This window comes from Pseudogemmobacter bohemicus (assembly GCF_003290025.1).
Taxonomy (GTDB): domain Bacteria; phylum Pseudomonadota; class Alphaproteobacteria; order Rhodobacterales; family Rhodobacteraceae; genus Pseudogemmobacter; species Pseudogemmobacter bohemicus.
The window spans coordinates 1583008-1604655 of record NZ_QNHG01000001.1 but is presented as its reverse complement, the minus strand read 5'-3'; the positions used below and the strand labels follow the sequence as shown (position 1 = coordinate 1604655).

Annotated in this window: 25 protein-coding genes and 2 pseudogenes; 16 read left to right on the top strand and 11 right to left on the bottom strand. The window is 61.7% G+C overall.

Annotated elements, in window-relative coordinates; genetic code table 11:
* Positions 1-278: 278 nt before the first annotated feature.
* The 3 genes from DRF71_RS07710 to DRF71_RS07700 form a co-directional block, all read right to left on the bottom strand.
* Positions 279-1115, bottom strand: a complete 837-nt coding sequence (locus DRF71_RS07710; RefSeq protein WP_112309821.1) for a hypothetical protein — start codon at positions 1113-1115, stop codon at positions 279-281.
* Between the two features lie 228 nt (positions 1116-1343).
* A complete protein-coding gene (locus tag DRF71_RS07705; protein WP_232831349.1) occupies positions 1344-1985 on the bottom strand; it encodes a hypothetical protein in 642 nt (213 codons plus the stop codon).
* Between the two features lie 129 nt (positions 1986-2114).
* Positions 2115-2351: a hypothetical protein gene (locus DRF71_RS07700; RefSeq protein WP_112310073.1), complete on the bottom strand. Its 237-nt coding sequence runs from the start codon at positions 2349-2351 to the stop codon at positions 2115-2117.
* Between the two features lie 226 nt (positions 2352-2577).
* Here DRF71_RS07700 and DRF71_RS07695 point away from each other — a divergent pair, with 226 nt between their 5' ends.
* The 13 genes and pseudogenes from DRF71_RS07695 to DRF71_RS07630 all read left to right on the top strand — a co-directional run bounded on the left by DRF71_RS07695 (position 2578) and on the right by DRF71_RS07630 (position 12574).
* Entirely contained in the window at positions 2578-2913 is a 336-nt protein-coding gene (locus tag DRF71_RS07695) for a hypothetical protein (protein ID WP_112310072.1), read from the top strand.
* Between the two features lie 130 nt (positions 2914-3043).
* Positions 3044-3577 carry a lytic transglycosylase domain-containing protein gene (locus DRF71_RS07690; RefSeq protein WP_112310071.1) on the top strand — a complete coding sequence of 178 codons (534 nt, stop codon included), beginning with the start codon at positions 3044-3046 and terminating at the stop codon, positions 3575-3577.
* Positions 3577-3864, top strand: coding sequence for a TrbC/VirB2 family protein (locus DRF71_RS07685; protein ID WP_112309819.1), 288 nt, complete (start codon positions 3577-3579; stop codon positions 3862-3864). Before DRF71_RS07690 ends, DRF71_RS07685 begins: the two co-directional genes overlap by 1 nt.
* Before the next feature lie 12 nt (positions 3865-3876).
* A complete protein-coding gene (locus DRF71_RS07680) occupies positions 3877-4155 on the top strand; it encodes a type IV secretion system protein VirB3 (protein ID WP_035715013.1) in 279 nt (92 codons plus the stop codon).
* On the top strand, positions 4145-6535 hold the full coding sequence (locus DRF71_RS07675; protein WP_112309818.1) for a VirB4 family type IV secretion/conjugal transfer ATPase: 2391 nt from the start codon (positions 4145-4147) through the stop codon (positions 6533-6535). Before DRF71_RS07680 ends, DRF71_RS07675 begins: the two co-directional genes overlap by 11 nt.
* A 218-nt stretch (positions 6536-6753) precedes the next feature.
* Entirely contained in the window at positions 6754-7911 is a 1158-nt protein-coding gene (locus DRF71_RS07665; protein WP_112309816.1) for a lytic transglycosylase domain-containing protein, read from the top strand.
* Positions 7908-8678, top strand: coding sequence for a type IV secretion system protein (locus tag DRF71_RS07660; protein ID WP_112309815.1), 771 nt, complete (start codon positions 7908-7910; stop codon positions 8676-8678). Before DRF71_RS07665 ends, DRF71_RS07660 begins: the two co-directional genes overlap by 4 nt.
* A gap of 14 nt (positions 8679-8692) precedes the next feature.
* The gene (locus tag DRF71_RS07655; RefSeq protein ID WP_035715064.1) at positions 8693-9340 is read left to right on the top strand and encodes a virB8 family protein; all 648 of its coding nucleotides are present in this window, start codon (positions 8693-8695) and stop codon (positions 9338-9340) included.
* Positions 9341-9718, top strand: a pseudogene (locus DRF71_RS07650) (TrbI/VirB10 family protein); the annotation flags it as partial.
* Positions 9718-10723: pseudogene (locus tag DRF71_RS07645) on the top strand (ATPase, T2SS/T4P/T4SS family). The pseudogenes DRF71_RS07650 and DRF71_RS07645, both read left to right, overlap by 1 nt.
* Before the next feature lie 14 nt (positions 10724-10737).
* A complete protein-coding gene (locus DRF71_RS07640; protein ID WP_112310070.1) occupies positions 10738-11151 on the top strand; it encodes a hypothetical protein in 414 nt (137 codons plus the stop codon).
* Positions 11151-12176, top strand: coding sequence for a type IV secretion system protein (locus DRF71_RS07635; RefSeq protein ID WP_112309813.1), 1026 nt, complete (start codon positions 11151-11153; stop codon positions 12174-12176). Before DRF71_RS07640 ends, DRF71_RS07635 begins: the two co-directional genes overlap by 1 nt.
* Positions 12177-12232: 56 nt before the next feature.
* Positions 12233-12574 carry a single-stranded DNA-binding protein gene (locus DRF71_RS07630; RefSeq protein ID WP_020952590.1) on the top strand — a complete coding sequence of 114 codons (342 nt, stop codon included), beginning with the start codon at positions 12233-12235 and terminating at the stop codon, positions 12572-12574.
* A 279-nt stretch (positions 12575-12853) separates the two neighbouring features.
* Here the strand turns inward: DRF71_RS07630 and DRF71_RS07625 are convergent, their stop codons facing one another.
* The 3 genes from DRF71_RS07625 to DRF71_RS07615 all read right to left on the bottom strand — a co-directional run bounded on the left by DRF71_RS07625 (position 12854) and on the right by DRF71_RS07615 (position 14512).
* Positions 12854-13276: a type II toxin-antitoxin system VapC family toxin gene (locus DRF71_RS07625; protein ID WP_198672089.1), complete on the bottom strand. Its 423-nt coding sequence runs from the start codon at positions 13274-13276 to the stop codon at positions 12854-12856.
* On the bottom strand, positions 13276-13542 hold the full coding sequence (locus DRF71_RS07620; protein WP_232831348.1) for a type II toxin-antitoxin system Phd/YefM family antitoxin: 267 nt from the start codon (positions 13540-13542) through the stop codon (positions 13276-13278). Before DRF71_RS07620 ends, DRF71_RS07625 begins: the two co-directional genes overlap by 1 nt.
* 250 nt (positions 13543-13792) lie before the next feature.
* The gene (locus tag DRF71_RS07615) at positions 13793-14512 is read right to left on the bottom strand and encodes a hypothetical protein (RefSeq protein ID WP_112309810.1); all 720 of its coding nucleotides are present in this window, start codon (positions 14510-14512) and stop codon (positions 13793-13795) included.
* A 156-nt stretch (positions 14513-14668) separates the two neighbouring features.
* On the opposite strand from DRF71_RS07615, the gene DRF71_RS07610 reads away from it, so the two are divergent.
* Positions 14669-15529 carry a LysR family transcriptional regulator gene (locus DRF71_RS07610; protein WP_198672113.1) on the top strand — a complete coding sequence of 287 codons (861 nt, stop codon included), beginning with the start codon at positions 14669-14671 and terminating at the stop codon, positions 15527-15529.
* A 92-nt stretch (positions 15530-15621) separates the two neighbouring features.
* Here the strand turns inward: DRF71_RS07610 and DRF71_RS07605 are convergent, their stop codons facing one another.
* Positions 15622-16254: a tyrosine-type recombinase/integrase gene (locus DRF71_RS07605; RefSeq protein ID WP_112310067.1), complete on the bottom strand. Its 633-nt coding sequence runs from the start codon at positions 16252-16254 to the stop codon at positions 15622-15624.
* A 173-nt stretch (positions 16255-16427) separates the two neighbouring features.
* Positions 16428-17105 (bottom strand): TetR/AcrR family transcriptional regulator, encoded by a 678-nt coding sequence (locus tag DRF71_RS07600; protein WP_058099360.1) that lies wholly within the window; start codon positions 17103-17105, stop codon positions 16428-16430.
* Between the two features lie 65 nt (positions 17106-17170).
* Between DRF71_RS07600 and DRF71_RS07595 the strand changes: the two genes are divergently transcribed.
* A complete protein-coding gene (locus DRF71_RS07595) occupies positions 17171-17890 on the top strand; it encodes an SDR family oxidoreductase (RefSeq protein WP_112309809.1) in 720 nt (239 codons plus the stop codon).
* Positions 17891-18189: 299 nt separating this feature from the next.
* Here the strand turns inward: DRF71_RS07595 and DRF71_RS07590 are convergent, their stop codons facing one another.
* Positions 18190-19065 (bottom strand): MBL fold metallo-hydrolase, encoded by an 876-nt coding sequence (locus DRF71_RS07590; protein ID WP_232831347.1) that lies wholly within the window; start codon positions 19063-19065, stop codon positions 18190-18192.
* A 19-nt stretch (positions 19066-19084) separates the two neighbouring features.
* Complete coding sequence (locus DRF71_RS07585; protein ID WP_112309807.1) at positions 19085-19630, bottom strand: cysteine hydrolase family protein; 546 nt, start codon at positions 19628-19630, stop codon at positions 19085-19087.
* A 238-nt stretch (positions 19631-19868) separates the two neighbouring features.
* On the opposite strand from DRF71_RS07585, the gene DRF71_RS07580 reads away from it, so the two are divergent.
* Positions 19869-20663 (top strand): GlxA family transcriptional regulator, encoded by a 795-nt coding sequence (locus tag DRF71_RS07580; RefSeq protein WP_232831346.1) that lies wholly within the window; start codon positions 19869-19871, stop codon positions 20661-20663.
* Between the two features lie 199 nt (positions 20664-20862).
* On the opposite strand, the gene DRF71_RS07575 is transcribed toward DRF71_RS07580, so the two are convergent.
* Positions 20863-21579 (bottom strand): helix-turn-helix transcriptional regulator, encoded by a 717-nt coding sequence (locus DRF71_RS07575; RefSeq protein ID WP_112309805.1) that lies wholly within the window; start codon positions 21577-21579, stop codon positions 20863-20865.
* Positions 21580-21648: the final 69 nt, after the last annotated feature.

Genomic DNA, 21648 nt, shown 5'->3' with positions numbered 1-21648 from the left:
CCGGGACGGAGCACCCGGCCCACCTGCGAACAGCATGAATGCATTTGGCTTGGCAGCTATGATTGGCCGTAGAGACGCCAAGTCGCTAACGTCTGGACCAATCCTGCGGCTCGAACATACAAGGCCGGGTCGAGATCAATGCCCGGTTGCGCTTAATCGCCCATCGCAACTCCTCATCTGTGGGCACGGTCGCTCGTGGATCTGGCGAATCCAATCGATAAATGGCTGAGAATGTTCGCGCCCAGCCTTGGTCTAACTCGAGGTGATTAGCTCCGGCATCATCGCTGGATGGTCCCCGCCGAAACTGCCATGCCATGCGCTGCCAACTGTGCTTGAAACCTCGAACACCTGAATTTGGCGCGGAGAACTTCCACCCGCTCCTCGTAAAGGTGTTCGCCGATCGCCCGTTTCAAATCACCTTCATGGAAATATCGATTGATAAATGGGGCTGCCGCCATCAGGCGCTGCAACTCTTTGACCGCCGGCGCGATTGCTTTGACAGCTTGCTGAGGCGGGTCCGACCGAAATTCACCACATCTGCCCTGCCACTTCCGCATGAACCCGAGCAAGTACCCCGCCGGCACCGCCTCATGCCCTCGCCGTCGGTTGAACTCCCGGAACCGCTCCCAAATGTGCCGTGCGTCGGCGGTACGGCAGGGCATGGCGGTCTTGGCCTTCCCGATCAGCGCCAGCCAGTGCGCTGCCGTTTCAGGCCTTTCACGATCCACCATGATTGTTCCATGAAACACATTTTTGTTTGAATCTCTTATATAAGGCGAGATGTCAGCTGTGGTTGACACCTCATCCACGGCATCCTTCTCATCGCAGCACCCAAACCGAAAGAGCCAGGGCGCGAACCTGCCCTTGCCGCGACGGCGCAAAAGCCGCAGTCCGGAAGCCGCCAGCTCCGTCAGCAGGCTGTGCAGATGCTGCCGCGAGACCTCCATCCGTTCAGCGAGATCGCTCAGGGTAAAGGCGGCAGTGCCGTGCGGCAGGCCGTTGTAGCCATCCTTCCAGGCAATGCCGTCGAGAATGAGTGTCGCGAGCTTGTGTGCGGCGCAAGAGAGGTTTGTGTGGGTGATGCGGCGAAGGATGGCGCCAGTGGTGAGTTCCATGATCGTCGTCTCCGATACGACGCGCCAAGCACACAGCAATACATCACCATTGCAATCAATATAACATTATTGGTTGCGCAACCTCAAGGGATGGGTTAGAACACTCTGGCTAGGTGAGTGTTCTTTGAGGTTTTGGTGTTGGACCTTTGGTCTGGCGTCGTCTTCAAAAAGGGGATCGAATGTCCCCGACACAGAGAGCCGCCGGGGCCGCAAGGCTCCGGCGGCTTTTCAATAGCGGACCTCTTCAGATCCATAGTTTCCGGCATGGTCACGCCAATCCACGAAGACCGAGCGCCAGGAATAGCTTCGGCAATGCTCCGGCAACGCGAGGCTCGATGCCTCCGGGACAGCGGCCACCGAGGATCTGGCCCAACCGTAGTCGCCTTGCGTGCCATAGGAGCCGAGACGGGTGGAATCGCTGCGGATGCAGTCGCCATCGCGGTTTTGATGCTGGCTGAACTGGATGTGGTAGACCCGGATGCTGCGCACGAAGTCGAAAGCATCGCCGGAGATGTCGATATCGGCCTGCTCCAGGGCCTGCGCGAGGGTCAGACCCGGCACTTCGATAGGGATGGGCAGGGTACTTTCACGCGGCTCGCGGAACGCAATGTCATAGAGCCGCTCCATCGGGCTGAGCGGCGCACCGCCACTGACGGATGCGCCCATCGGGCAGCGCCAGATCTGCAGGGGCGGCTCGACTGGCCAGGGCGTGATGCGGCGGATGAACTCGGCGCGGGCCCGCGAGCAGGGCACGGAGGCTGGCCAGCCGCCGGCGAGGCACAGAAGGATAGCGCAGTCGATCTGGTAGGTCTGTGCCTGAACGGGGGCAGGGTTCGAGACTGCGGCGGTCAGGGCCAGAGTGGCTGTCAAAATGGTGCTTCGAAAGGCAGGGTACATGGAAGCGACTCGCTCAGTTATCCCCTATCGCTACGATACACCACTATTGAATGCAACATTCTTGCATTGCTTATCGTGCGGCTGACGCGTCCGATCTTCGGCTCAGTGTCCCACCACGCTCTGGAAACGCCCGTAATCCTGACTGACCTCCTGTGCCTCGGAGAAGGCCCGGGCACGCTCGGCATCGAGGCAGCGGAAGTAGTCCTGCACTGCGGAGATGTAGTCCTCGAAGTCGTCCCGGATCAGATCGGCATAGGCCCGTACATCGGCCGGGTCGCTTGGCAACCATGGCCGTTCAGGGGGATCGCATGATGCTAAGGCGGCGGAGCAACTCACCATGATGGCGACAAGGCAGGATATCAGGCGCAGCTTCACCATGTTTCGGACGAGGCCCCGTCATTGCTTTGATTTGTCACTGTCTTGGGCTATCCACCTTTATGGAGCGATGATTTGCCGTCAAGGCAACAAATAATCATTGCTATCAATAATGGTGTAATGATACGGCTATGGTGATTTGATTCCCCATGGCCTGACCCATTCAATGGAGAGGAGCCGCGGGGAGACCATGCTAGAAGACGCCCCGAATGTGGTTACAGAAGACGGATTGCGACAGCTGCTGGCACAGGGCTATTCGGCCGAAGTGGTCTGTCGGACTGCAGCCGAGAAGCGCCTCAACGCCTGGTATGGTTCCTGGTATGTGCGGGCGATCGGCCCTTCGAGCGGCGATGAGAAGATCGTCGTCACCAGCCGCAATTACATCAAGGCCCGTGAGTTCAAGACCGTCGTTGGGCTCGTCAGTTTCCTCTCTGATATCGGGATGCGCACGGCGCATATTCCGCTCGACGAAGGGGGGCGCTCTCTCCACCAACTGCCGGAGTCCGCGCCCGCGCAGCAGCGCTGAGGCTGCATCCCTTGTTCTGGCCCTCTGCGTCCTTGCCGGGTTCGCTCCGGCTGGCGCGAGCGCCGAGGGTTTTGTGTTTCGGGTGGCGCTGGATGGCCAACTGGCCGCGGTGTCATCCGATACTGGCTTCATGCGCCAGTTCGGCGCCGACATTCCGGAGCGGCTCTTCCTCTTTTCGACACCGCGGGATGATGGTGACTCTGGTGCCATTGTCGCCGCGCCTCGGCTTGCTTCTGCTAGCCCCGACATCCTCCAAGGCATCGAAGACACCGCCTTGCGCTATGGCGGCCATGCCGCGCTGAGGCGAGCGGGCCTTTCTGTCAGCGACTGGACGCTGTTCTACCGGGCCAATATCGAGGTGGAGAGCGCCTACAATCCTGCGGCCCTCAGCCATGCCGGTGCCATCGGCCTCGGCCAGCTGATGCCCGATACCGCCAGCTTCCTCGGGGTCGATCCGAATGACTGGCGGCAGAACCTCGACGGATCGGCCCGCTATCTCCTCCTGATGCTCGAGACCTTTGGAACGCCGGAACTGGCGCTTGCTGCCTATAATGCCGGGCCCGAGGCCGTCACCCGCCACGGTGGCATCCCCCCTTATGTTGAGACCCAGGGTCATGTGGCCCGTGTGCAAGCCGTTTATGCGCGGCTGAAAGGAACGAGTTGATGAAGTCCCCTTCCGTCACGGCTCTCATGGTGATGGCCTTTGTGGTGCTGGCAGGTCCTGCGCTGGCACAGAGCATCGACCTCTCACCGGTGCAGACACTGCTGCAAGGCATCGTTGATGCGATCACCGGCCCCCTGGGCATCGTGATCGGCACGCTGGCGCTGATCGGGGTGTTCCTGTCCTGGCTTTTCGGGATTCTCGATTTTCGGCAGGCGCTCTGGGTGCTGGTGGCGATCGCCGGCATCGCCGCCGCACCGACCATCGTTGCCGCGATCTGGACCACCTGAGGTCTGAGGGTCATGGCGGAACAGTCGCGCGTCTTCATCGGCCTTTTGCGGCCCCCCAAGCTGATGGGGCTGCCGATCATGTATGCCATGGTCTGGCTTTTTGGGTCGTCGATGCTGTTCCTCTGGGTCCAGAGCTGGATCATCGTCGTGGCGGCCGGGATTGCCTGGCCGCTGTTATGGAAGGCGGCGGATTGGGATCCGAACTTTCTCGACGTGCTGGTGATCACGCTGCAAGAAACCCCGCCGACGCGGAACCGCAAGCATCACGGGGGAGACAGCTATGCCCCGTGATGCCGTGACCGCTGCAACGGGTTACGCCGATCTCACTGCCGAGCCGATCTCGGCGTTGCCGAGCTGGGCCGGGAAGGAGAAGCGGCTCGCGCATATGCTGCCCTATGTCAGCCTGGTCGCTGGCAACACGGTCCGCACCCGGGGCAATGAACTGATGCAATGCATCCGGTTGGAGGGGGTGAACAGCACCACAACCGAGGACAGCCATCTCGATCGGATTGGGGAGCTGCTTGCAGGTGTGGTGGCACAGGTCGGGACGGAATTTTCCTTCTATCTTCACAAGGTCTCAAAGGCGGTGGACACGCGACTGCCGCCAATCCCAGGCGACGGGTTCGCAGCCGCGGTTGATGCGCGTTGGCAGGCGCAGCTTGCAAAGGGAGGGCTGCGCGACAAAACCCTCACGCTTTCGATCCTGAAGCGCCCCGAGCCGGGCAGCCGAATCCCCTTCATCGCAGCGGCCTCGCGCGCCCGCCTGGCAGCCGAATCGATGCGGCGCCTGCGCAAGCTCGAGGAGGTGGTAGGTTTCATGCTCTCCAGCTTTGCCGATCTGAAGCCGCGCGTGCTGACGGCCGAGAGCGGCGAGTTGCTCGGCTTCCTCGGCAGCCTGAACACGGGCGAGGAGCACCCTCTCTTCCCGGCCTCGCGCCTCGGCATCTTCGCCGAGGACGTGGCCAACACGCGCGTGACCTTCCGCAGCGCAGAGATCCATCTGACTGATGGCGCCGTGGGCGACAAGTTCGGCGCGATCTTTGCCGTCAAGAACTACCCGGCCAAGACCGACAGTCTGATGCTCGATGAGTTGAACCTGCCGGTCGATATGGTCGTCACCCATTCCTTCGTTCCAATCAACTCGAATATCATGGCGGGCCGGATCAAGCGCCAGCTGCGGCTGATGCAGGCCGCTAACGATGGTGCGGTCAGTCTCGCGCAGGAATTGGAGCTGGCACAGGACGATCTGGAATCGAAGCGCCTTATTTTCGGCGAGCACCATATGACCGTGGCGGTTTATGCCCGGACCCGTGCCCATCTCGACGACATCTGCGCCGAGATCCGCAACATCTCGGCCAGTTCCGGAATCAACCTGATCTCGGAAGGCTTTGGATCGCGCGCCCATTATATGGCGCAGCACCCAGGGAATACGGGAGCACGGAGCCGCAAAGCCGCGATCACCAACCATAATTTCGCGGATCTGGCGACATTCCACCGCACCCCACTTGGGAAGACCGGTGAGGAACTGCCCTGGGGCGTGCCAATCGCTCTGTTCCCGACGCCGGAGCGCAGCGGTTTCCGGTTCAGCTTCCACGAACAGGGCTCACCGGAGAAGGAGCCGACCGGAGGGCACACGCTGATCCTCGGCCGTCCTGGTTCTGGGAAATCCGTTCTCGCCGCCTTCCTGATGACCATGGCCCGGCGGGCCGGGGCACGGCTCTTCATCTTCGACTACCGCGCCGGGATGGAAATGGCGGTCCGCGCTCTCGGCGGCAGCTATGCCACCGTACGCGCGGGCAAACCCACCGGGCTGAACCCACTTCAGACCGAGATCGACAATCGAGGTCAGGCTTGGCTTGCCGATTGGCTGGCGACGCTGCTTGAGCGCCGCGACCGGCCGCTGACCCCGGTTCAGACCAACCGCCTGCAGGAGGTCGTGCGCCAGAACGCTGGCGCCGATCATGCGGGCCTGCGCAATTGGTCGGATTTAGCCTCGCTGCTGGTCTCGACCGATGATGACGGCGATCTCTTTGAGCGAATGCAGGAATGGACCGAGACCGGCCGCTATGGCTGGATCTTCGGGGCCAACCCGCAAGACAGCTTTTCGCTCGGTGGCGAAGTCTCCGGCTTCGATTTGACCGGCATCCTCGATTCCGAGAGCGAGCGTGAGCGCATGGCCGTGCTCTCCTACCTCTTCCGCCGGGTCGAGCGGGTGATTGAGGACCGGCGCCCAACAGTGATCCTAATCGACGAGGCCTGGAAGGCGCTCGACAATGGCTACTTCGCGGATCGCCTCAGCAACTGGTTGGTTACGGCCCGCAAACAGAACGCGGTCGTCGTGATGATGACGCAATACGCGAGCCAGCTCGAGCGCACGCGCACCGGCAAGACCATCGTTGAGGCGGTGCCGACACAGATCCTGCTGCCAAACATCCGGGCCACCGCGGCCGACTATGCGATGCTCGGCCTCAGCGAGAAGGAACTCGATGTCCTTCTGGGTGTGGGCACCGCCTCGCGCCTGGCGCTGGTGCGCGACGACCGTGGCTCGGTCGTCATCGATGCCGATCTCTCAGCCCTCGGCCCTCTCGTGACCGTCCTTGGCGGGATGGAGAAGGGCGAGCAACTCGTGGGGGCGGATTACCGCGACCGCCCTGATTTCTGGAAGGTGTAGTGTGATGTCTCGTGTAAATAGTGTCCGGTTTATACATCTTCCCGTCCTCGGCAGTCTCCTGCTCCTTGCCGCCTGCGCAGATGGGCAGGCCCCACGAGCCAATTGCTTCAGCTTCGCTGAGCGGCCCTCTGGGGTGACGGTCTCTACCATGACCGGCGAGGTCTCGCGGGCGGCAGACCCTTGCGCCTTCACCCTGATCGGCGCGGCGGACTGACGCCATGGCCCGGGTTCTGGGACCGATCCTGCCACAGGTTCTGATCGGCATTTCGCTGGCCCAGCCTTTGGGCGCCCAAGGCGTGCCGACCTTTGACGCTCAGGGCTTTGCCAGGACGGCGGCGACGATTGCACAGCGAGATCTGGACATCGCGTTGCAGAGGGATCGGCTGAGCCGGGAAGAGGAACTGGCCGAAATCGAGCGCCAGCAACTGGCCTCACTTGAGAGCATCCTTGGCGCGATGACTGTCGGCGCCAGTGTGTCCGTTGGTGCGACCGTGGCCGCGCTGGAGGCCGGGCACGTGGGAGAGACGGCTGCATCGGCACTCTATGCGACCGAAGACGGCAACCCCGCTGCCACCCGCCTGTTCGGTGACGCCCGCGAAACGGTCGAAGAACTGATCATCCGCGGGGCCCGCGACACCTATTCGCTTTCCGGCGTGTCGCGCGCAGGGTTGACGCCGGTGCAATGGCGCTGCCTCCTGCAGGCGTTGATCTGGCAGGAAAGCCGCTTCCAGATCGGTGCCCAGTCCGGCGTCGGGGCCTTTGGTCTGACGCAAATCATGCCCGGCACAGCCGGCGATCTCGGCATCTACCCGGCCTACTACGACGACCCCTATCTGCAGGTGACCGGCGGCGCACGCTATCTCGCGCAGATGCTCGGCATGTTCGATGGCAACATCATCCATGCGCTTGCCGCCTACAACGCTGGCCCGGGCCGGGTGCAGCAATACAGTGGTGTGCCGCCCTTTGCCGAGACCCAGAACTACGTCGTGGTCATCCCGGCGCAGTACAACCGATATCTCGCCATGGTGGGCGGTCCCGATGCGCTTGGCACCATCGATCCCGTGCTGCTGGCCAATGCGAGTTTCAGCCTCTCAGCGCATGGATCCGGCGTCTATGGCGACTATTCCATGGTGTCGGTTCAGGCCGCGGCACAGCGATTACAAGACATAATTAGTATTATCGGAACGACAGAAGATCTGCAGGCGTCCATTGCCCTGAACACCTATGCGCGTGCCGAACTGGCCCGGATTGTCGCAATCCGCACAAGGCTCAAAGCAGCGCAGACCCAACCCCTGAGTGATGAACAGATCGCGCTGGCCGCCGCTCAGGCGGCCGAGCGGCGGTTCATGGATTTCCGATTGGAGGATTTGCGATGAGACAGTTTCTGATCAGCACAGCGCTCTGCTTTGGCCTCGCAGGCGGCGCCTCGGCCCAGGGCGTGCCCACGGTCGATACCCAGAACATCGCCCAGGAAATCCGTCAGCTGCAGCAGATGCTGGAGGATTTCGGGATCCAGAGCGACATCTTCGAGAATGCCGTTGAGCAGCTGGACATGCTTCAGCAGCAGTTCGACCAGTTGCAGAGCATGTATGCCTCGCTGACCGGGCCGCGCGAAATCCTCGGCCTCCTCATGGGCGGCGAGTTGGATCAGCTGCTCGAGGCCAAGTTCGAGGACATCCCCGGCCTGATCCGCGGCATCCAGCAGGGCGACTGGAGCAATCTGCTCGGGGTCACTGCGGGGCCGATGCGCACCCAGATGCAGCAGGCGCTGGCGAGCGCGGGTTTCGACGAGGATTCCCTTCGTGAGATCGCCACCAGCGGGAGCCCCGGGGCCGAGGGCATTGCCACACGGGCTACCACAGGCGCGGTGCTCTCGGCCGCGGCGCAGAACAGCCATGCGGAAGCGGCGCAATCGCTGGCCCGGGTCGAGCGCCTCGTCGCGATGATCCCAGATATGGACGATCTCAAGGCCTCGATGGACCACAACACCCGCGTGACGGCAGAACTCGCGATCGCCATGACCCGGATGTGGGAGCTGGAGGCAATCCAGACCATCGGCGCGGGCAATGCTGGCGTGGTCGATGCCGCGACCATCGCCGAGGAACGGCGCTACATGGATTTCACCATGCCGAGCCTCGAATGACGGCCGGTTCGAACATGGCCCTGCGCGAAGTCGTCGAGGAAGAGCTGGTTTACGGTGCGCTGCGCCGGGAGCGCCAGTGGCGGGTGATCGGTCTGTCCGGGGCTGGTTTCGGCGTTCTGGGCTGCCTCGCGGCTGCGGCGGTCGCGATCCTTGTCGAGCCGCCCCTGCCTGTGGTCGTGCCCTATGACCCGGAGAGCGGGCTCGCCTTGCCGAACGCGACTGTCCAAGCGGTGCGACTGTCTGAGCGCCCTGCGGTGATCGAGTCCCAGATCTATCGCTACATCCTGGATCGGGAGACCTATAACCAGCTCGACAACGACCTGCGCGTGAACCGGGTGCTGGCGCAATCCAGCGGTGCGGCCGAGGCCAGCATGCGCGCCATGTGGACCAGCGGCCACGAGAGTTTTCCTCCGACCCGCTACGGCGCCACATCCGAGATGGCGGTCGAGATCGCAAGCATCACCCTGATCGGCGAAAACCGCGCCCAGGTTCGCCTGCGCAAGCGCCTGACAAGCCCGCAGGGCGGTCAGGTCGGGCTCTTCACCGCAACGCTGATGTTCGAGTTCCGCCCGGAACACGCCCGCAGCATCGACGATGTCTGGCAGAACCCTTTCGGCTTCACCGTCACCCAATATGCCATCAGATCGGACCGGTCGGAATGAAGCTCGCCCTCCCTCGCGCAATCCCGTGTGATGGTCGGCTGGGACCGGGTCATTCTGCCCGACAACCAGACCGTCCAGATCAGCGCCTTTGGCGGTGATGAACTCGGCCGCTCTGGCGTCACGGGCGATGTCGACAGCCGATTTGGCACCCGGTTTGGCTCTGCCGCACTGATCTCCCTCATCGGCGCGGTCCCGGCAGCGGCCGCCGCGAGCATTGACGACGACACGACCTCGGATGCGGCCAGCGATGTGGCCACGGACCTTCGCGATGCCAGCCGCAGCGTGATGCAGGACTATCTCTCGATCCGTCCGGTGATCCGCGTGCCGCAGGGAACGCGCATCACCGTGATGGTCGACCGCGATCTGGAGATCCTCTGATGGCGGCAAGCTATCTCGAAGCCTCGCTGGCACGGCTGGGGGATCCGATCCGCCGCCCTGATGTGATCGAGATCTGCATCAACCCCGATGGCCGGGTCTGGGGCGAGTTCCAAGGGCGATCACTTCATGCGAGACCTGGGTCAGCCGCTCACGCAGATCGAGATCAGGGACCTTGGCAACCAAATCGCCTCGGCGGCCAACACGACGCTCAGCAACCGCAAGCCCATCGTCTCGGTCAGCATCCTCTGGGGGGATCGACCGATCCGGGCTCAGGTCATCCAGCCGCCGGCCGTCGAAGGCGGGTTTTCCATCTCGCTGCGATTCTTCTCGACGCTCCCGCTCGAGCAGATCAGGCTTGGCTTCCTCTACGGCCGCGAACGTAGCCTTGAAGGTCTGCGCAAGGAACGCAACCTCGCGCTTCGGAAGGTGGTGGCCTCGGGCGAGATCGATGCGGCTCTACGCTTTTGTGTCGAAAACAAGCTGAACATGATCGTTTCCGGCGGCACATCCACCGGCAAGACGGTCGCCGCCCGCAAGATCATCTCTCTGATCCCGGATGACGAGCGCATCCTGACCATCGAGGAAGCTGCCGAACTCAGGCCCGAGCAGCCAAATGTCGTGACGCTGATCTCCGATCGGGAATCTGAAGCACGCAGCGCCGACGCGCTCCTAACCTCGACTCTGCGGATGAGACCGGATCGGATCGTTCTGGGCGAGGTGCGCGGCAAGGAGGCGATGACCTTCCTCGAGGCGATCAACACCGGCCATGGCGGGTCTCTGACCACGCTTCATGCCGAGACACCGCAGCTCGCCGTCCGGCGTCTTGCCATTGCCGCCCTGAAGACGGACCTTCCGATGACCTATGCTGACATGATCACCTACATCGAAGGCTCGATCGACGTGATCATTCAGGCCGGCCGCCACGAGGGGGCCAGAGGCATCACCGAATTCTACCTGCCCGGCATTGGTTCGGATGAGGCCTCCTCACGCCTTGCCGCTGAATGATGAAAGGAAACCCAATGCGTGTTCTCGTTCTCGCTGCTGCCGTTTGCGCCGCCGCCCTTCCGGCCATCGGCCAAACGCCCGTCACCAACGATCTGACACCCACGCTTGAGCCGCAGCGCTACCGGATCTGCAATGACAGGTCTGAGCGCCCGGCATGGGTTGAGGAACTGCACATCCGGGAAGCCTGGAAGGCAGTTACTCTCATGGAGCTCTACGAGGTTCGGGCTTGGGAAAGCATCGCATCCACGCAGGACTGCTCTTGCGAAACCCGCTTCCCGGAGTGGACGGCGGCTGACGAAGAGTACCGTGAGCGGTATATCGAGCTGCCCCAAGGTGAGCAGACCGCGCTTCGCCGGGAGCTCAGGGCGCACCAGCGCACCATTGCGGATCGCGTCCAATCCATCTGCGAAACGCAGGGCAACTGGTAATGGGTGTCGTCAGCTGGATGGTCGGTTCAGCCGATAGCTTCCTCGCCTCGGCTGCGGAATCGCAGTTCGGGGCTGTGGCAAGCAATATCGGCACGATCACCCTGCTGATGGTCACGCTCTCCCTGATCGGCCTTTGCATTAACATGGCCTTCCAGTACCGCAGCATGGATGGCGCGACCTTCTTCTGGTACCTGCTGAAACTGACCCTGATCGGGTTCTTCGCCTTCAACTGGACCCGCTTCAACGCGGTGGCGAACGCTGTGATCGGCGGCCTGGACTACATCGCGGGTGCCCTGGTCTCTTCAGTCGGCGGCGGCGGGGCCGGCGCGACACATTTCGCTGGCGAGTTCGATGATCTGATCGAACAGTTCTCGGCCTATCTGAATGCCATCGGCAATAACTTGGGGTGGATGACAGGCGCGATCCTGGGCGGCATCGGCCTCATCTTGCTCAGCATCCTCGGCTTCATGACCGGGATCGTTCTGATCTTTGCCAAGATGATGCTCTCGCTGATGTTGGGCCTGGCTCCGGTAATGATTGCCCTGTCGCTGTTCGATGCAACCAAGGACTTCTTCCACCGTTGGGTCTCCACAACCGTCAGCTATGCGTTCTACCCGGTGGTGATCGCCGCGATGTTCTCGACTGTGGTGGGCATGGCAAACGCCCTTCTCACTCAGGTTGGGGACCCGGAATCCGCCACCAACATTGGCTCGCTCATCCCCTTCTTCGTCATGATCTTCCTGGCGAAGGGCTTCGTCGCGGCAACGCCCCTGATCGTGCGTGGGCTGTCGGGGAACTTCATGGTGGTTGCCGGCCCAGCCGTCGCCGCCGGGACGGCCGCAATGACCCGCGGGATGCTGAACACGCGCGGCGTGCAGGCGCGCGAGCGAATGGGAAATCTCAGCACCGGCGAAATGGTCGGCCGCCAGATCGCCCAGAATGCACCTGCCGTGAAATCCGCCGCGCTGGCCGCCGGCGGTCAGATTGTCCGGGTCGCTGAGAGGGCCCGGCGGCTTGGGAAGTAGCCGCCCATATGGGCGGTCCGGCCTTTGAAACCAGTATCGTAACGAGGAGAGATGAGATGCTGTACACCTTCGCGGAATTCCAGATTCAGGGCTATGTCGGCCGCAGAACCGAGCTTGGCGGCGGCAAGGTCCTGAAGGTCAGCATCGCCGCAACCGACAGCTGGAAGGACAAGGACAGCGGCGAGCTGCGCGAGCGCACCGACTGGAACACCGTCACCCTTTTTGAGCGCAGCACGGCGGGTTTCGCCTGGCTGAAGGAGAACCTGAAACCCGGCGACCTCGTCCATGTGAGGGGGCGGATCGGCGAGAGCAATTACGCCAAAGACGGGCAGACCGTTTATGAGACCTCACTCACGGCTGATCGCTTTGCAGTCGTGCCGGTCGGGAAAGATGGGTAAGGGTTGCACTGCAACCCGCCTTCGCAGCGGTCTTCTGAACCAGATGTATCTCGCTGGCTATTCGGGCCGCCAACCGCCACGCTGGCTGCGACTGCTGCTGGCGGGCGTGGCTGCTCGGGCGATTGGGCTTCTTCGTTGAGAATGGGATAGGCTACGAACCCGCCAATCCCTATCCCGGTTGCATTTCGTCCGAGAACCGGGAGAAGGCGTCCCCTGAACAGGTGTCCTAGTAATATGCGCTCGGCCCGAAAGCCTGTACCAGAGCGCGCTGGCTGTCAGTCAAACCCTGACCCAAGGGTTAAGCAAGATCACCCCTGTGTCCTTGAAATCACCGGTGTTTCGGGTCACGACCGTGAAACCATGGACGAGCCCCGTCGCCGCTATCAGTGCGTCCCGTTCTGATCTCGGATCAGGAACGTGAAGACCCGCGCATCGCAGTGCCACGCTTGTATCTACCGGCAAAACCCGGTCCTGGAACTCCGGCATGACCCGTTCTGCGAACCATGCCCGCAGCATGGCTCCCTGCACCGCATCGCGCCGCTCGATGCGGCGCACACCGATATCGAGCTCCATCACCGTAATTGCCGAGAGGAACAGTGCTCCGGCATCCTGACCGCTCAGCCAGGCGGTGACATTGGCATCGGCTCTGCCATCCCCCGCCTTACGCAACTCGGAAATCACATTGGTATCGAGCAGGAACATCAGGACAGATCGGCCGGTCGGGACACGATCTCAGCCTTTGTCGGCTCGAACTCGATGTCAGACAGTCCTGGCGCCGCAAGCGCATCGAGGATGTTGCGGCGCTGGCCGCTCATCTGCTGATACTGCGCAAAGCTCATCAGCACATGGGCCGGTCGGCCCCTATCCGTGATGAACACCGGCCCGTCGAGCGCCGCACGTTTTGCCCGGGCCAGATCCTGGTTCAGTTCACGGCTGCTGATCGTATGAATCGTCATCGCGGCCTCCATTTGTAGTCACGTTACTACATGTGAAACCTGCGACGAAAGTCAAGGCGGAAGATCTTGGCGATCAGCCTTCTGCGGATGAGCGGGAAGGGCGGAGAGCGGACGGTCGCTGCGCAAAGGATGGAGGTCAGCAATGCGGACAAAGCGCTAATTCGCTGCAGTTACTCGAACGACCGCTTCACGGTGATCTAAATTCGTTCGGCAAAGCGCCTGATGCGTTGCACCAGGCGCCTCTTGTTCCTGTCACATCGCGTTACTTGATGGCGAGGATGTCGAAGTTGTGGACGTTAGCGACCACACCGTCGTCCCACCCGCCAGCGACCAACTCCGCTGCCCGTTCCTTCAGCAGCCCGGCGACTTGACCGGCAAAGTGTGCTTCACGGCCAGCATTGTTGGTGAAGATGTCGAAGATTGCGAAGGATGTTTCGTCAATCTGCAGCGCCGCCCAGAACAATGTGCCGGGTTCGGTTTCTTCGACGATGGGACCAGCTGCGGTCAGCAAGGCTGTCAATTCCGGCCCTTTGCCGGGTGCTGCTTCGAGCGTGATGTACGTGGCTGTCGTGGCCGAGTAGAGATCAACCGGTTCCCTCATCGACAGGACATCGGAATTGTTGATATTCGCGACAACACCATCGTCCCAGCCCCCGGCGACCAGCGCGTCGGCATTTTGGTTCAAAGTCGCGGCCACAGCGCCGGAGAAATGCGCATCGCGCGCTTTTTCATCCACGAAGATATCAAAGATCGCGAGCGTATCGTCGGCTTGTAATGCAAACCAAAGCACGGTGCCTGGTTCGGTGTCCGCGACAATCGGGGCGGCACCGGCCAGAAACTTGGCGAATGCTTCGGTCTGGCCTTCAGCGGCGGGCATGGCGATGTAGCTGGCAGTGTGATTTTCCATTGGGGCTTCCTGTGCGGGTGCAGATGTTGTGATCAAGGCCAAAGCGGCGAGTGTCTTGAGAATTTGGGCTTTCATGGTCGCCTCCTGATCGACAGGTCGTTGGGTTTGGTTTCGATGCACCCTTTTCCCATGCCGAATGCCTCGGGCACCAATCCTGAACTTCTATTCTTTGATAGGCATGTGCTATGGTGAACCTCATGGCGGAAAGTGACGGAGACTGTGGCAGTGGAGATGAACCAGATCAGGTATTTTTTGGCTGTCTGCCAGCATCGCAACTTCACCCATGCCGCTAGCGCCTCAAATGTTTCCCAACCGTCCTTGACGACCGCGATCAAGAAGCTTGAACACGAGCTCGGGGGGGATCTGTTTGTCAGGGATCGCGCGGGATGCAGGTTGACGGCACTCGGAAAACTCATGCAGCCAAGGCTACAGAAGGCGCATGATGAAACGCAGGCGGCTAAGGCAGAAGCCGTCCGCCACATGCGACTAGAGCGGGTTCCTATTTCTGTCGGTGTTGGCGAAACGATCGGTCACAACCGGATTTCAGCCGCCGTGGAACGCTTCCGTACACGATTGCCGCAAGCCGAAATAGAGTTGATCGTGGCGTCTGCCTCCAAGCTTCTGGCCGGATTGCGGGAGGGTGAATTTGACGTCGTTGTCACGGCGGCGACGGTCAGTGAAGACCTCTATCGAATAGACCAGCTCTATGACGAGTCCTACAAGGTCGTGGTGTCCAAGTCGCACCCGTTGTCTGAACGAGACGCTATTTCTCTTTCGACACTCGCTGAAACTGACATGCTCGATCGACCCAATTGCGAAATGCGGGATGCGTTGCATGGGGCATGTGCAGACCAAGGTCACGAACTCTACGCGGCCTATCGGTCAAATCGCGTGGATTGGTTAGTCGAACTCGCGCGGAAGGGATTAGGCGCGGTGATTTTGCCAACCACGGCAATTCCAGCAGACAGGGGCCTCGTTTCGATACCCATCGACGGCCTTGAAATTTCGCGAACCGTTTCTGCGCTTCGTTATCGGCACCAAACGACGAGACCAGAGACAAATGATCTGATCCGTGAGATTGCGCGTGTGTAGGCGTAGTATCATTGATGGCCGACATTCGCGCACAGTGCAGTAACTGGTACTGTGGGCCGACCAGCGCGGAATGCGCCGGTCGGATTAGTTTTCTAAAGGTCGATCCCCTCAGAGAGCGTCAAAGCATCCTCGATGTCGACACCGAGATAGCGCACCGTGCTGTCCATCTTCGTATGGCCAAGCAGCAGCTGGACCGCCCGTAGGTTTCCGATCTTCTTGTAGATCTGCGCCACCTTGGTTCGCCGCATCGAATGTGTACCGTAGGCGCTAGGCTCCAGTCCGACCGATACAACCCATCCCCGGACGATCCGGGCATACTGTCGCGTCGACAGATGCGGACTGCCATGGATTCGGCTGGGCCAAAGGAACTCCAGGCCGATCATTTCGGGGTCGTGGATCCAGCGCTCGAGAGACAGCCGCGTCGTCTCGGTGATTTCGAACCGGACCGGCTTCGCGGTCTTGCTCTGGATCATCGACGCTCGTTCCTTGACACGCCCAGCAGCGAATACATCCCGGACCCTGAGACTGACGAGATCGCAACCACGCAACTTGCTGTCCACGGCCATGTTGAACAGCGCTAGGTCACGTAAATTGCCTGCCATCTCGAGGCGAACGCGTATGGACCAGACATGCCGGGGTAGAAGCGGGCGTTTCTGGCCAACAATACGTCCCTTGTTCCAAGGCGCACGGACGGGACGAAGGATAGGAAGAAAAACAACGGGCATGGGACTACCTCCAGTCCACCGGCCCCACCCTTCTTCGGTCATGCCGACCACGAGACTGTATCACGTTTCGGGCCAAGACGGGCATCGTCGGCCTGAGTGCGCATGGATGCAGGTGCGAACGCCTGCTCGCGACAAATGGCCGACGAGGTCCGTCATGCCAATGCGGATCGCACCTACTGTAGCGTGCGTTGGCGCAAAGAGTCCTTTGCGGTCATTTGTATCCGATGCTGGAAGCTGATCAGCCAGGCACAACACATATCGGTCAGGCTGGCCTTCAGCGCCGTAATTTGTTCCATGCCCAGCTGGCGCTCAAAGGCGTTGCGCACGGCTCCGTAGACCACGGTGGTCAGGGTCAGGTTGATCTCTGCGGCATGCTCCGGCGGCAGATCCGAAGCCTGACGAAACATCTTCGTCGTTGCTGCATCGACCCGCGTTGCGAAAGCCTGCATCAACTCACTGTTGTCGAGCGCCGCAACTGAACGATAAAGGGCTTGCGTCAGATCGGCCCGCTCGGTCTTGGTGGTCCAATAGGTCTCAATCAGCGCAGAGACCATTTTTGATGCGGGTTGACCCGCCATGAGGGAGCAGGTTCCTTCAACACGTTCTGCCAAGGTGTTGAGGTAACGCTCGTTCAACGCGATGATCAGCGCCTGCTTGTTCGGGAAATACTGATACATCGTCCCGACCGATACGCCCGCGCGCTCGGACACGCGCGTTGTCGTGAGGCGCGCCAGACCCTCGGCCAGCAAAACCTGAATGGTCGCCTCGAAAATCGCGTCCACGGTCACGCGCGAGCGGCGTTGCACGGGTGTTTTACGGGGCTTGGACCATTGCGATACTTGGGGTGGCATATGCGAATCCAAAACCTGAAAAATCCTTCATATATTGTTCGCAGAGCTATGAAGGGAACACAAAAATGGCAGAGAACCGCATTGCGCTCGTGACCGGCGCCAACAAGGGCATCGGGTTGGAGATATCCCGCAAGCTGGCGCAAGCCGGTGTTCATGTGCTGATTGGCAGCCGTGACAAAGCACGTGGAGACGAGGCCGCCGCCGTTCTGGCGCGGGATGGGCTGACCGCAAAGGCGGTTTTGCTGGACCTCGACAGGTCAGAGACCATTGCCGACACGGCCGAAGCCATCGCTGCCGATTACGGCCGTCTGGATATTCTGGTCAACAACGCGGGCATCTTCGATTTTGCTGACGCGACACCCAGCAAAGCCTCAATAGACGCCGTGCGGCGCGTGATGGAGGTCAACTTCATCGGCGCACTGGCTGTCACGCAAGCGATGCTCCCGTTGCTGCGCGCCGCGCCTGAAGCGCGGATCGTGAACCTATCGAGCGCGCTTGGGTCGCTGACGATGAACGCCGATCCCACCTCGCCCTACTATTCACAGCAGTTCATCGGTTACAACGCCTCGAAGGCGGCACTGAACATGTTGACGATCCAGCTGCATGAAGAGTTGCGGGGCACGAAGATCAAAGTGAACTCGATCAGCCCCGGTTTTGTGAAAACCGACCTGACCGGCTATGGCACGATGACCCCCGAAGAAGGCGCGAGGCTTCCGGCGGAATATGCGCTGAACGCTAAAAGCAGCGGTGGCTTTGTAGAGCCGGACGGAAGATCGCCGTGGTAATGGGAGTGGGACGGGGCGGAGTTACTGCTTCGTCCCGCATAGCCGACGGTGGCGGCGTGCTCAGGCCGCATCAAGCCTAAGCGTCAGCTTTCGGGAATGCTGCATTGCAGTAGCCGCAGGCGCCGACTGGCAGGTAAGGGCCGGGCCCCGTCGGAGCGTGCGGCGGGTCGTCGAGACCGTCGAAGCTCTCGGTTGCCGCAACGCCGCACGTTGCTAGAGCCCAAAGCGATCATTCCATTTAGAGCGCAATCTTTGCAGGGAGCGGCGCGCCTGGTCACTCGCTACACCCTGCCGCTGGTTTAGATGTGAACCTGCGCACCGTCACCCGGTGTTCGAATCCTCTCCGCAAACCCGTTCGCCTCGGCAAAGGCGCGCAGTTCGGCGCGGGTCAGGACGCAGTGGTTCACCGCCTCCATATGGGTCGCGATCAGCAGAGTTTCGGGCGCAGCGTTGTGAGCGCTCAGCACATCCTCCGTGCCCATGATGATGCCGCCTTCCAGACCCTCGATCATGGCGTATCCGGTGTTCAGAATCGCGACTTCGGGTCGATGGGTCGCCAGGGCGGAGGCCACATCGTCGTTCCAGATCGTATCCCCCGCCAGATAGACGGTCTTCTGCCCTGCAGCCGAGAAGACCACGCCGCAGACATCGCCTAGGATGTCGCCGATGGCCTGGAGATGCGCATCGGTTCCGTGTCGACCGGCGGTCTTCACCAGGTTGACGCCGTTGAAGGCCGAATTTTCCGACAGGAGCCGCACATCGGTAAAGCCCTGGCCGGTCATGACGGCGGCATCCGCTTCGTTCTGCGCGAAGATCGGCAGGGTTTTCGGCAGGGCGTTCTGCGCCGCCTCGTCCCAATGGTCGGGATGCAGGTGCGTCACGATCACCGCATCCACATCGATGATGTCCGCGATCGGCAGCGGCAGGTGGACCATGGGGTTCCGTTCCTCGCTGTTGACCGAGCCTTCGAAGCCCGGCCAGCTGTGCCGGTCCGACAGCATCGGGTCAATCAGGAAGCGGACCCCGGCGTAATCCAGCCGCAGCGTCGCGTTGCGGATCTGGGTCACGGTCGCACCGGTGGTCGGCGGAGCCCCCTCCTGCGCGATGGCCGGAGTCGCAGAGCCAAGCGCAATCGCCGCGCTGGAAAGCGCGAGCATCTGTCTGCGGGTGATCATGATGTTCACTCCGTCAAAGTCAGCGGGCAAGGAAGGCATCGGTCGAGATGACCTCGCCATAGGCGAAGGCAAAGGCTGCCATCAATGCGGCATGGACCTGCGCGGCGGGCACCGTGATGCCGTTGAACTCCAGATCCCGGGTGGCGCAGGCGTCGTGAATCGTGACGGTGCGATAGCCGAAGTCATTCGCGGCGCGCACCGTCGCGTCCACGCACATATGGCTCATCGCGCCGATCACCACGACCTCCTCGATGCCCTTTGCATCCAGCAGCACTTTCAGCCCGGTGTCGCGGAAAGAGTTCGGGAAGGCCTTGTTGATCACCGTCTCACCTTCGGCAGGGGCGACAGTCGCGTGGATCTGCGATTCATGGCTGCCGGGCGCAAAGACCGGCGCGCCTGCGGGCATCTCGTGACGGACATTGACCACGAGGTCACCGGTCGCGCGACCATGGGCCATGACGCGGGCGGCATTTGCGGCGGCGGCAGCGATGTTCGCCAGCGGTAGACCACCCCCGGGCCAGTATTCATTTTGGAGGTCAACGACGACGATGGCGCGGTTGGACATGGTTCGACCTTTCAGATCCGGATTTCCTTGACCCAAGATGGTCCGGCAGGGCAGACAGTACCACTGGCGATATCGACATAAGTAGAGGCATTACCGTCAAATGACCGCAGTCCGCATCGGCATCATCCTCTATCCCGGCGCGCAGAGATCGGCGGCCCTGGGTCTTGCAGACCTGTTCGGGATCGCGGGGCGTATCGCGCGGGAAACCGCACCTGCAGCCCCCGCCCTGCAGGTCCACATGCTGGAGCAACCCTTCCCGGAAAGCCCGGATGCATCAGGCTGCCATGTGCTGATCCTGCCGCCCTCGCTGGAACCTGTCATTACCCCGACATCCGCAGCGCCTCTGGCGGGCTGGCTGCGCGCGCGACATGCGGAAGGCAGCGTGTTGGCTTCGATCTGCGCGGGTGCCTTCCTACTGGCGGAGACCGGCCTGCTGCAGGACCGCGAGGTCACCACCCACTGGGCCTATGCGGAGACCATGAAAGAGCGCTTTCCCACCGCGCGCGTCGACACCGACCGACTACTGATCGACGGCGGGGACATCATTTCGGCGGGGGGGCTGATGGCCTGGACCGATCTAGGCCTGAAGCTGGTGGAACGGTTCCTTGGCCCGGCGGTAATGGCGCAGACCGCGCGGACCATGCTGGTGGATCCCCCTGGGCGCGAGCAGCGATACTATAGCGGTTTTGCTCCGAAGATGACGCACGGTGACAGCGCGGTGCTGAAAGCGCAGCATTTCCTGCACGAAAGCAGCGGGCGAGAAACCCGGATCAGCGTGCTTTCACAACAGGCTGGCCTTGAAGAGCGGACATTCCTGCGCCGATTTCTCAAAGCCACGGGGCTGACTGCGACGGATTATGCCCAACGTCTTCGCGTGACCAAGGCGCAGGAACTGCTCCAGTTCGGGCGTCAACCGATTGAAAGCATTGCCTGGGAAGTCGGCTATGCCGATGCCAGCGCTTTTCGTAAGATTTTCCTGCGCATCGTCGGGCTCACACCGGGTGAGTATCGACAGCGGTTCCATGTCAGGTGAAAGCGTTGGCTCTCAAGTAGCGAATGAAAGCTTGTCCGCGTGAGCTTTGTTGCGGCACCTGTCGAGGGGCGGCTTAGGGGAATGCTGCCATGCAGCACCCTGGATAGCTGAGCGGCCACTTTGGGCCGATCTCGCCTGGAGCGAGAGACAGGTCGGACGCGCTGGCCTAGCCGACCGGTTGCTGTCGGTTTGAGCCCTTTCACGACGTTCGTTCGCATGTGGAACTCGCGAGCGAATGCCCCCTCAGCCGGTCCAGGTAATCTCGAAGCAAAGCCACCCGACGAGGGCGAAAGCTGTCGCCGTTTTCTGTGGCGCTTTCGATCCTGTCGCAGCGGAACATCCGGAAATCCGTTCGGGAAGAGCACCATGCGAGCAAGGTCATGCTGCGTTCCGCATACATGACAGCCAGCGGCAGGATGTCCCTCTGCGTCTGGGTGCCTTCGGCGTCGCGATACAAGATCCGCAGGGATCGCTCGGCGATACAGGCCCTGCGGATCAGGTCGACATGTTCCGAGGCGGTCATGCGAGGCGCTGGTCGGTAGACCTGCGATACCGCATGCAGCAACTGTTGCTCAGGACCCGCCGGAAGCGTTGCCCCGATCTTGGCCAGGGCGGAAGCGGCTGCACGCGCCAGCGTCGGGTCGCCCATTGCCTGCACCTCGGCAAGTCCCAGGGCAAGCGCCTCCAGTTCCGGCGCGTCGAGCATCTGCGGGGGGAGCGCGACGTCTTCGATCAGCCGGTAGCCATAACCCCGCTCTCCGTCGATCTGGGCGCCCGCCATGCGCAGGCTCTCGATGTCCCGATAGAGCGAGCGCAGGGAAACGCCGGTTTCCTCCGCGAGACGCGCTGCGGTGATGGGCGCCTGCATGACGCGCATGGCCTGCAACAGGCGAAAGAGACGATCTGATTTGGCCAAGATCCCAACTGCCGCAAACTGTCAGTTGGGGGCGGATATACCACCAACACAGAATACAACCAAACGGAA

Coding starts and splice junctions, on each gene's coding strand:
- DRF71_RS07700 (WP_112310073.1), bottom strand. CDS start 2,351: ATGGTGAGTTGCTCCGCCGCCTTAGCATCATGCGATCCCCCTGAACGG.
- DRF71_RS07625 (WP_198672089.1), bottom strand. CDS start 13,276: ATGTTCCTGCTCGATACCAATGTGATTTCCGAGTTGCGTAAGGCGGGG.
- DRF71_RS07675 (WP_112309818.1), top strand. CDS start 4,145: ATGCCCCGTGATGCCGTGACCGCTGCAACGGGTTACGCCGATCTCACT.
- DRF71_RS07690 (WP_112310071.1), top strand. CDS start 3,044: ATGCGCCAGTTCGGCGCCGACATTCCGGAGCGGCTCTTCCTCTTTTCG.
- DRF71_RS07710 (WP_112309821.1), bottom strand. CDS start 1,115: ATGGAACTCACCACTGGCGCCATCCTTCGCCGCATCACCCACACAAAC.
- DRF71_RS07620 (WP_232831348.1), bottom strand. CDS start 13,542: ATGGAGGCCGCGATGACGATTCATACGATCAGCAGCCGTGAACTGAAC.
- DRF71_RS07685 (WP_112309819.1), top strand. CDS start 3,577: ATGAAGTCCCCTTCCGTCACGGCTCTCATGGTGATGGCCTTTGTGGTG.
- DRF71_RS07600 (WP_058099360.1), bottom strand. CDS start 17,105: ATGCCACCCCAAGTATCGCAATGGTCCAAGCCCCGTAAAACACCCGTG.
- DRF71_RS07610 (WP_198672113.1), top strand. CDS start 14,669: ATGAACCAGATCAGGTATTTTTTGGCTGTCTGCCAGCATCGCAACTTC.
- DRF71_RS07635 (WP_112309813.1), top strand. CDS start 11,151: ATGGGTGTCGTCAGCTGGATGGTCGGTTCAGCCGATAGCTTCCTCGCC.
- DRF71_RS07585 (WP_112309807.1), bottom strand. CDS start 19,630: ATGTCCAACCGCGCCATCGTCGTCGTTGACCTCCAAAATGAATACTGG.
- DRF71_RS07615 (WP_112309810.1), bottom strand. CDS start 14,512: ATGAAAGCCCAAATTCTCAAGACACTCGCCGCTTTGGCCTTGATCACA.
- DRF71_RS07695 (WP_112310072.1), top strand. CDS start 2,578: ATGCTAGAAGACGCCCCGAATGTGGTTACAGAAGACGGATTGCGACAG.
- DRF71_RS07665 (WP_112309816.1), top strand. CDS start 6,754: ATGGCCCGGGTTCTGGGACCGATCCTGCCACAGGTTCTGATCGGCATT.
- DRF71_RS07680 (WP_035715013.1), top strand. CDS start 3,877: ATGGCGGAACAGTCGCGCGTCTTCATCGGCCTTTTGCGGCCCCCCAAG.
- DRF71_RS07590 (WP_232831347.1), bottom strand. CDS start 19,065: ATGATCACCCGCAGACAGATGCTCGCGCTTTCCAGCGCGGCGATTGCG.
- DRF71_RS07660 (WP_112309815.1), top strand. CDS start 7,908: ATGAGACAGTTTCTGATCAGCACAGCGCTCTGCTTTGGCCTCGCAGGC.
- DRF71_RS07655 (WP_035715064.1), top strand. CDS start 8,693: ATGGCCCTGCGCGAAGTCGTCGAGGAAGAGCTGGTTTACGGTGCGCTG.
- DRF71_RS07640 (WP_112310070.1), top strand. CDS start 10,738: ATGCGTGTTCTCGTTCTCGCTGCTGCCGTTTGCGCCGCCGCCCTTCCG.
- DRF71_RS07580 (WP_232831346.1), top strand. CDS start 19,869: ATGCTGGAGCAACCCTTCCCGGAAAGCCCGGATGCATCAGGCTGCCAT.
- DRF71_RS07630 (WP_020952590.1), top strand. CDS start 12,233: ATGCTGTACACCTTCGCGGAATTCCAGATTCAGGGCTATGTCGGCCGC.
- DRF71_RS07595 (WP_112309809.1), top strand. CDS start 17,171: ATGGCAGAGAACCGCATTGCGCTCGTGACCGGCGCCAACAAGGGCATC.
- DRF71_RS07605 (WP_112310067.1), bottom strand. CDS start 16,254: ATGCCCGTTGTTTTTCTTCCTATCCTTCGTCCCGTCCGTGCGCCTTGG.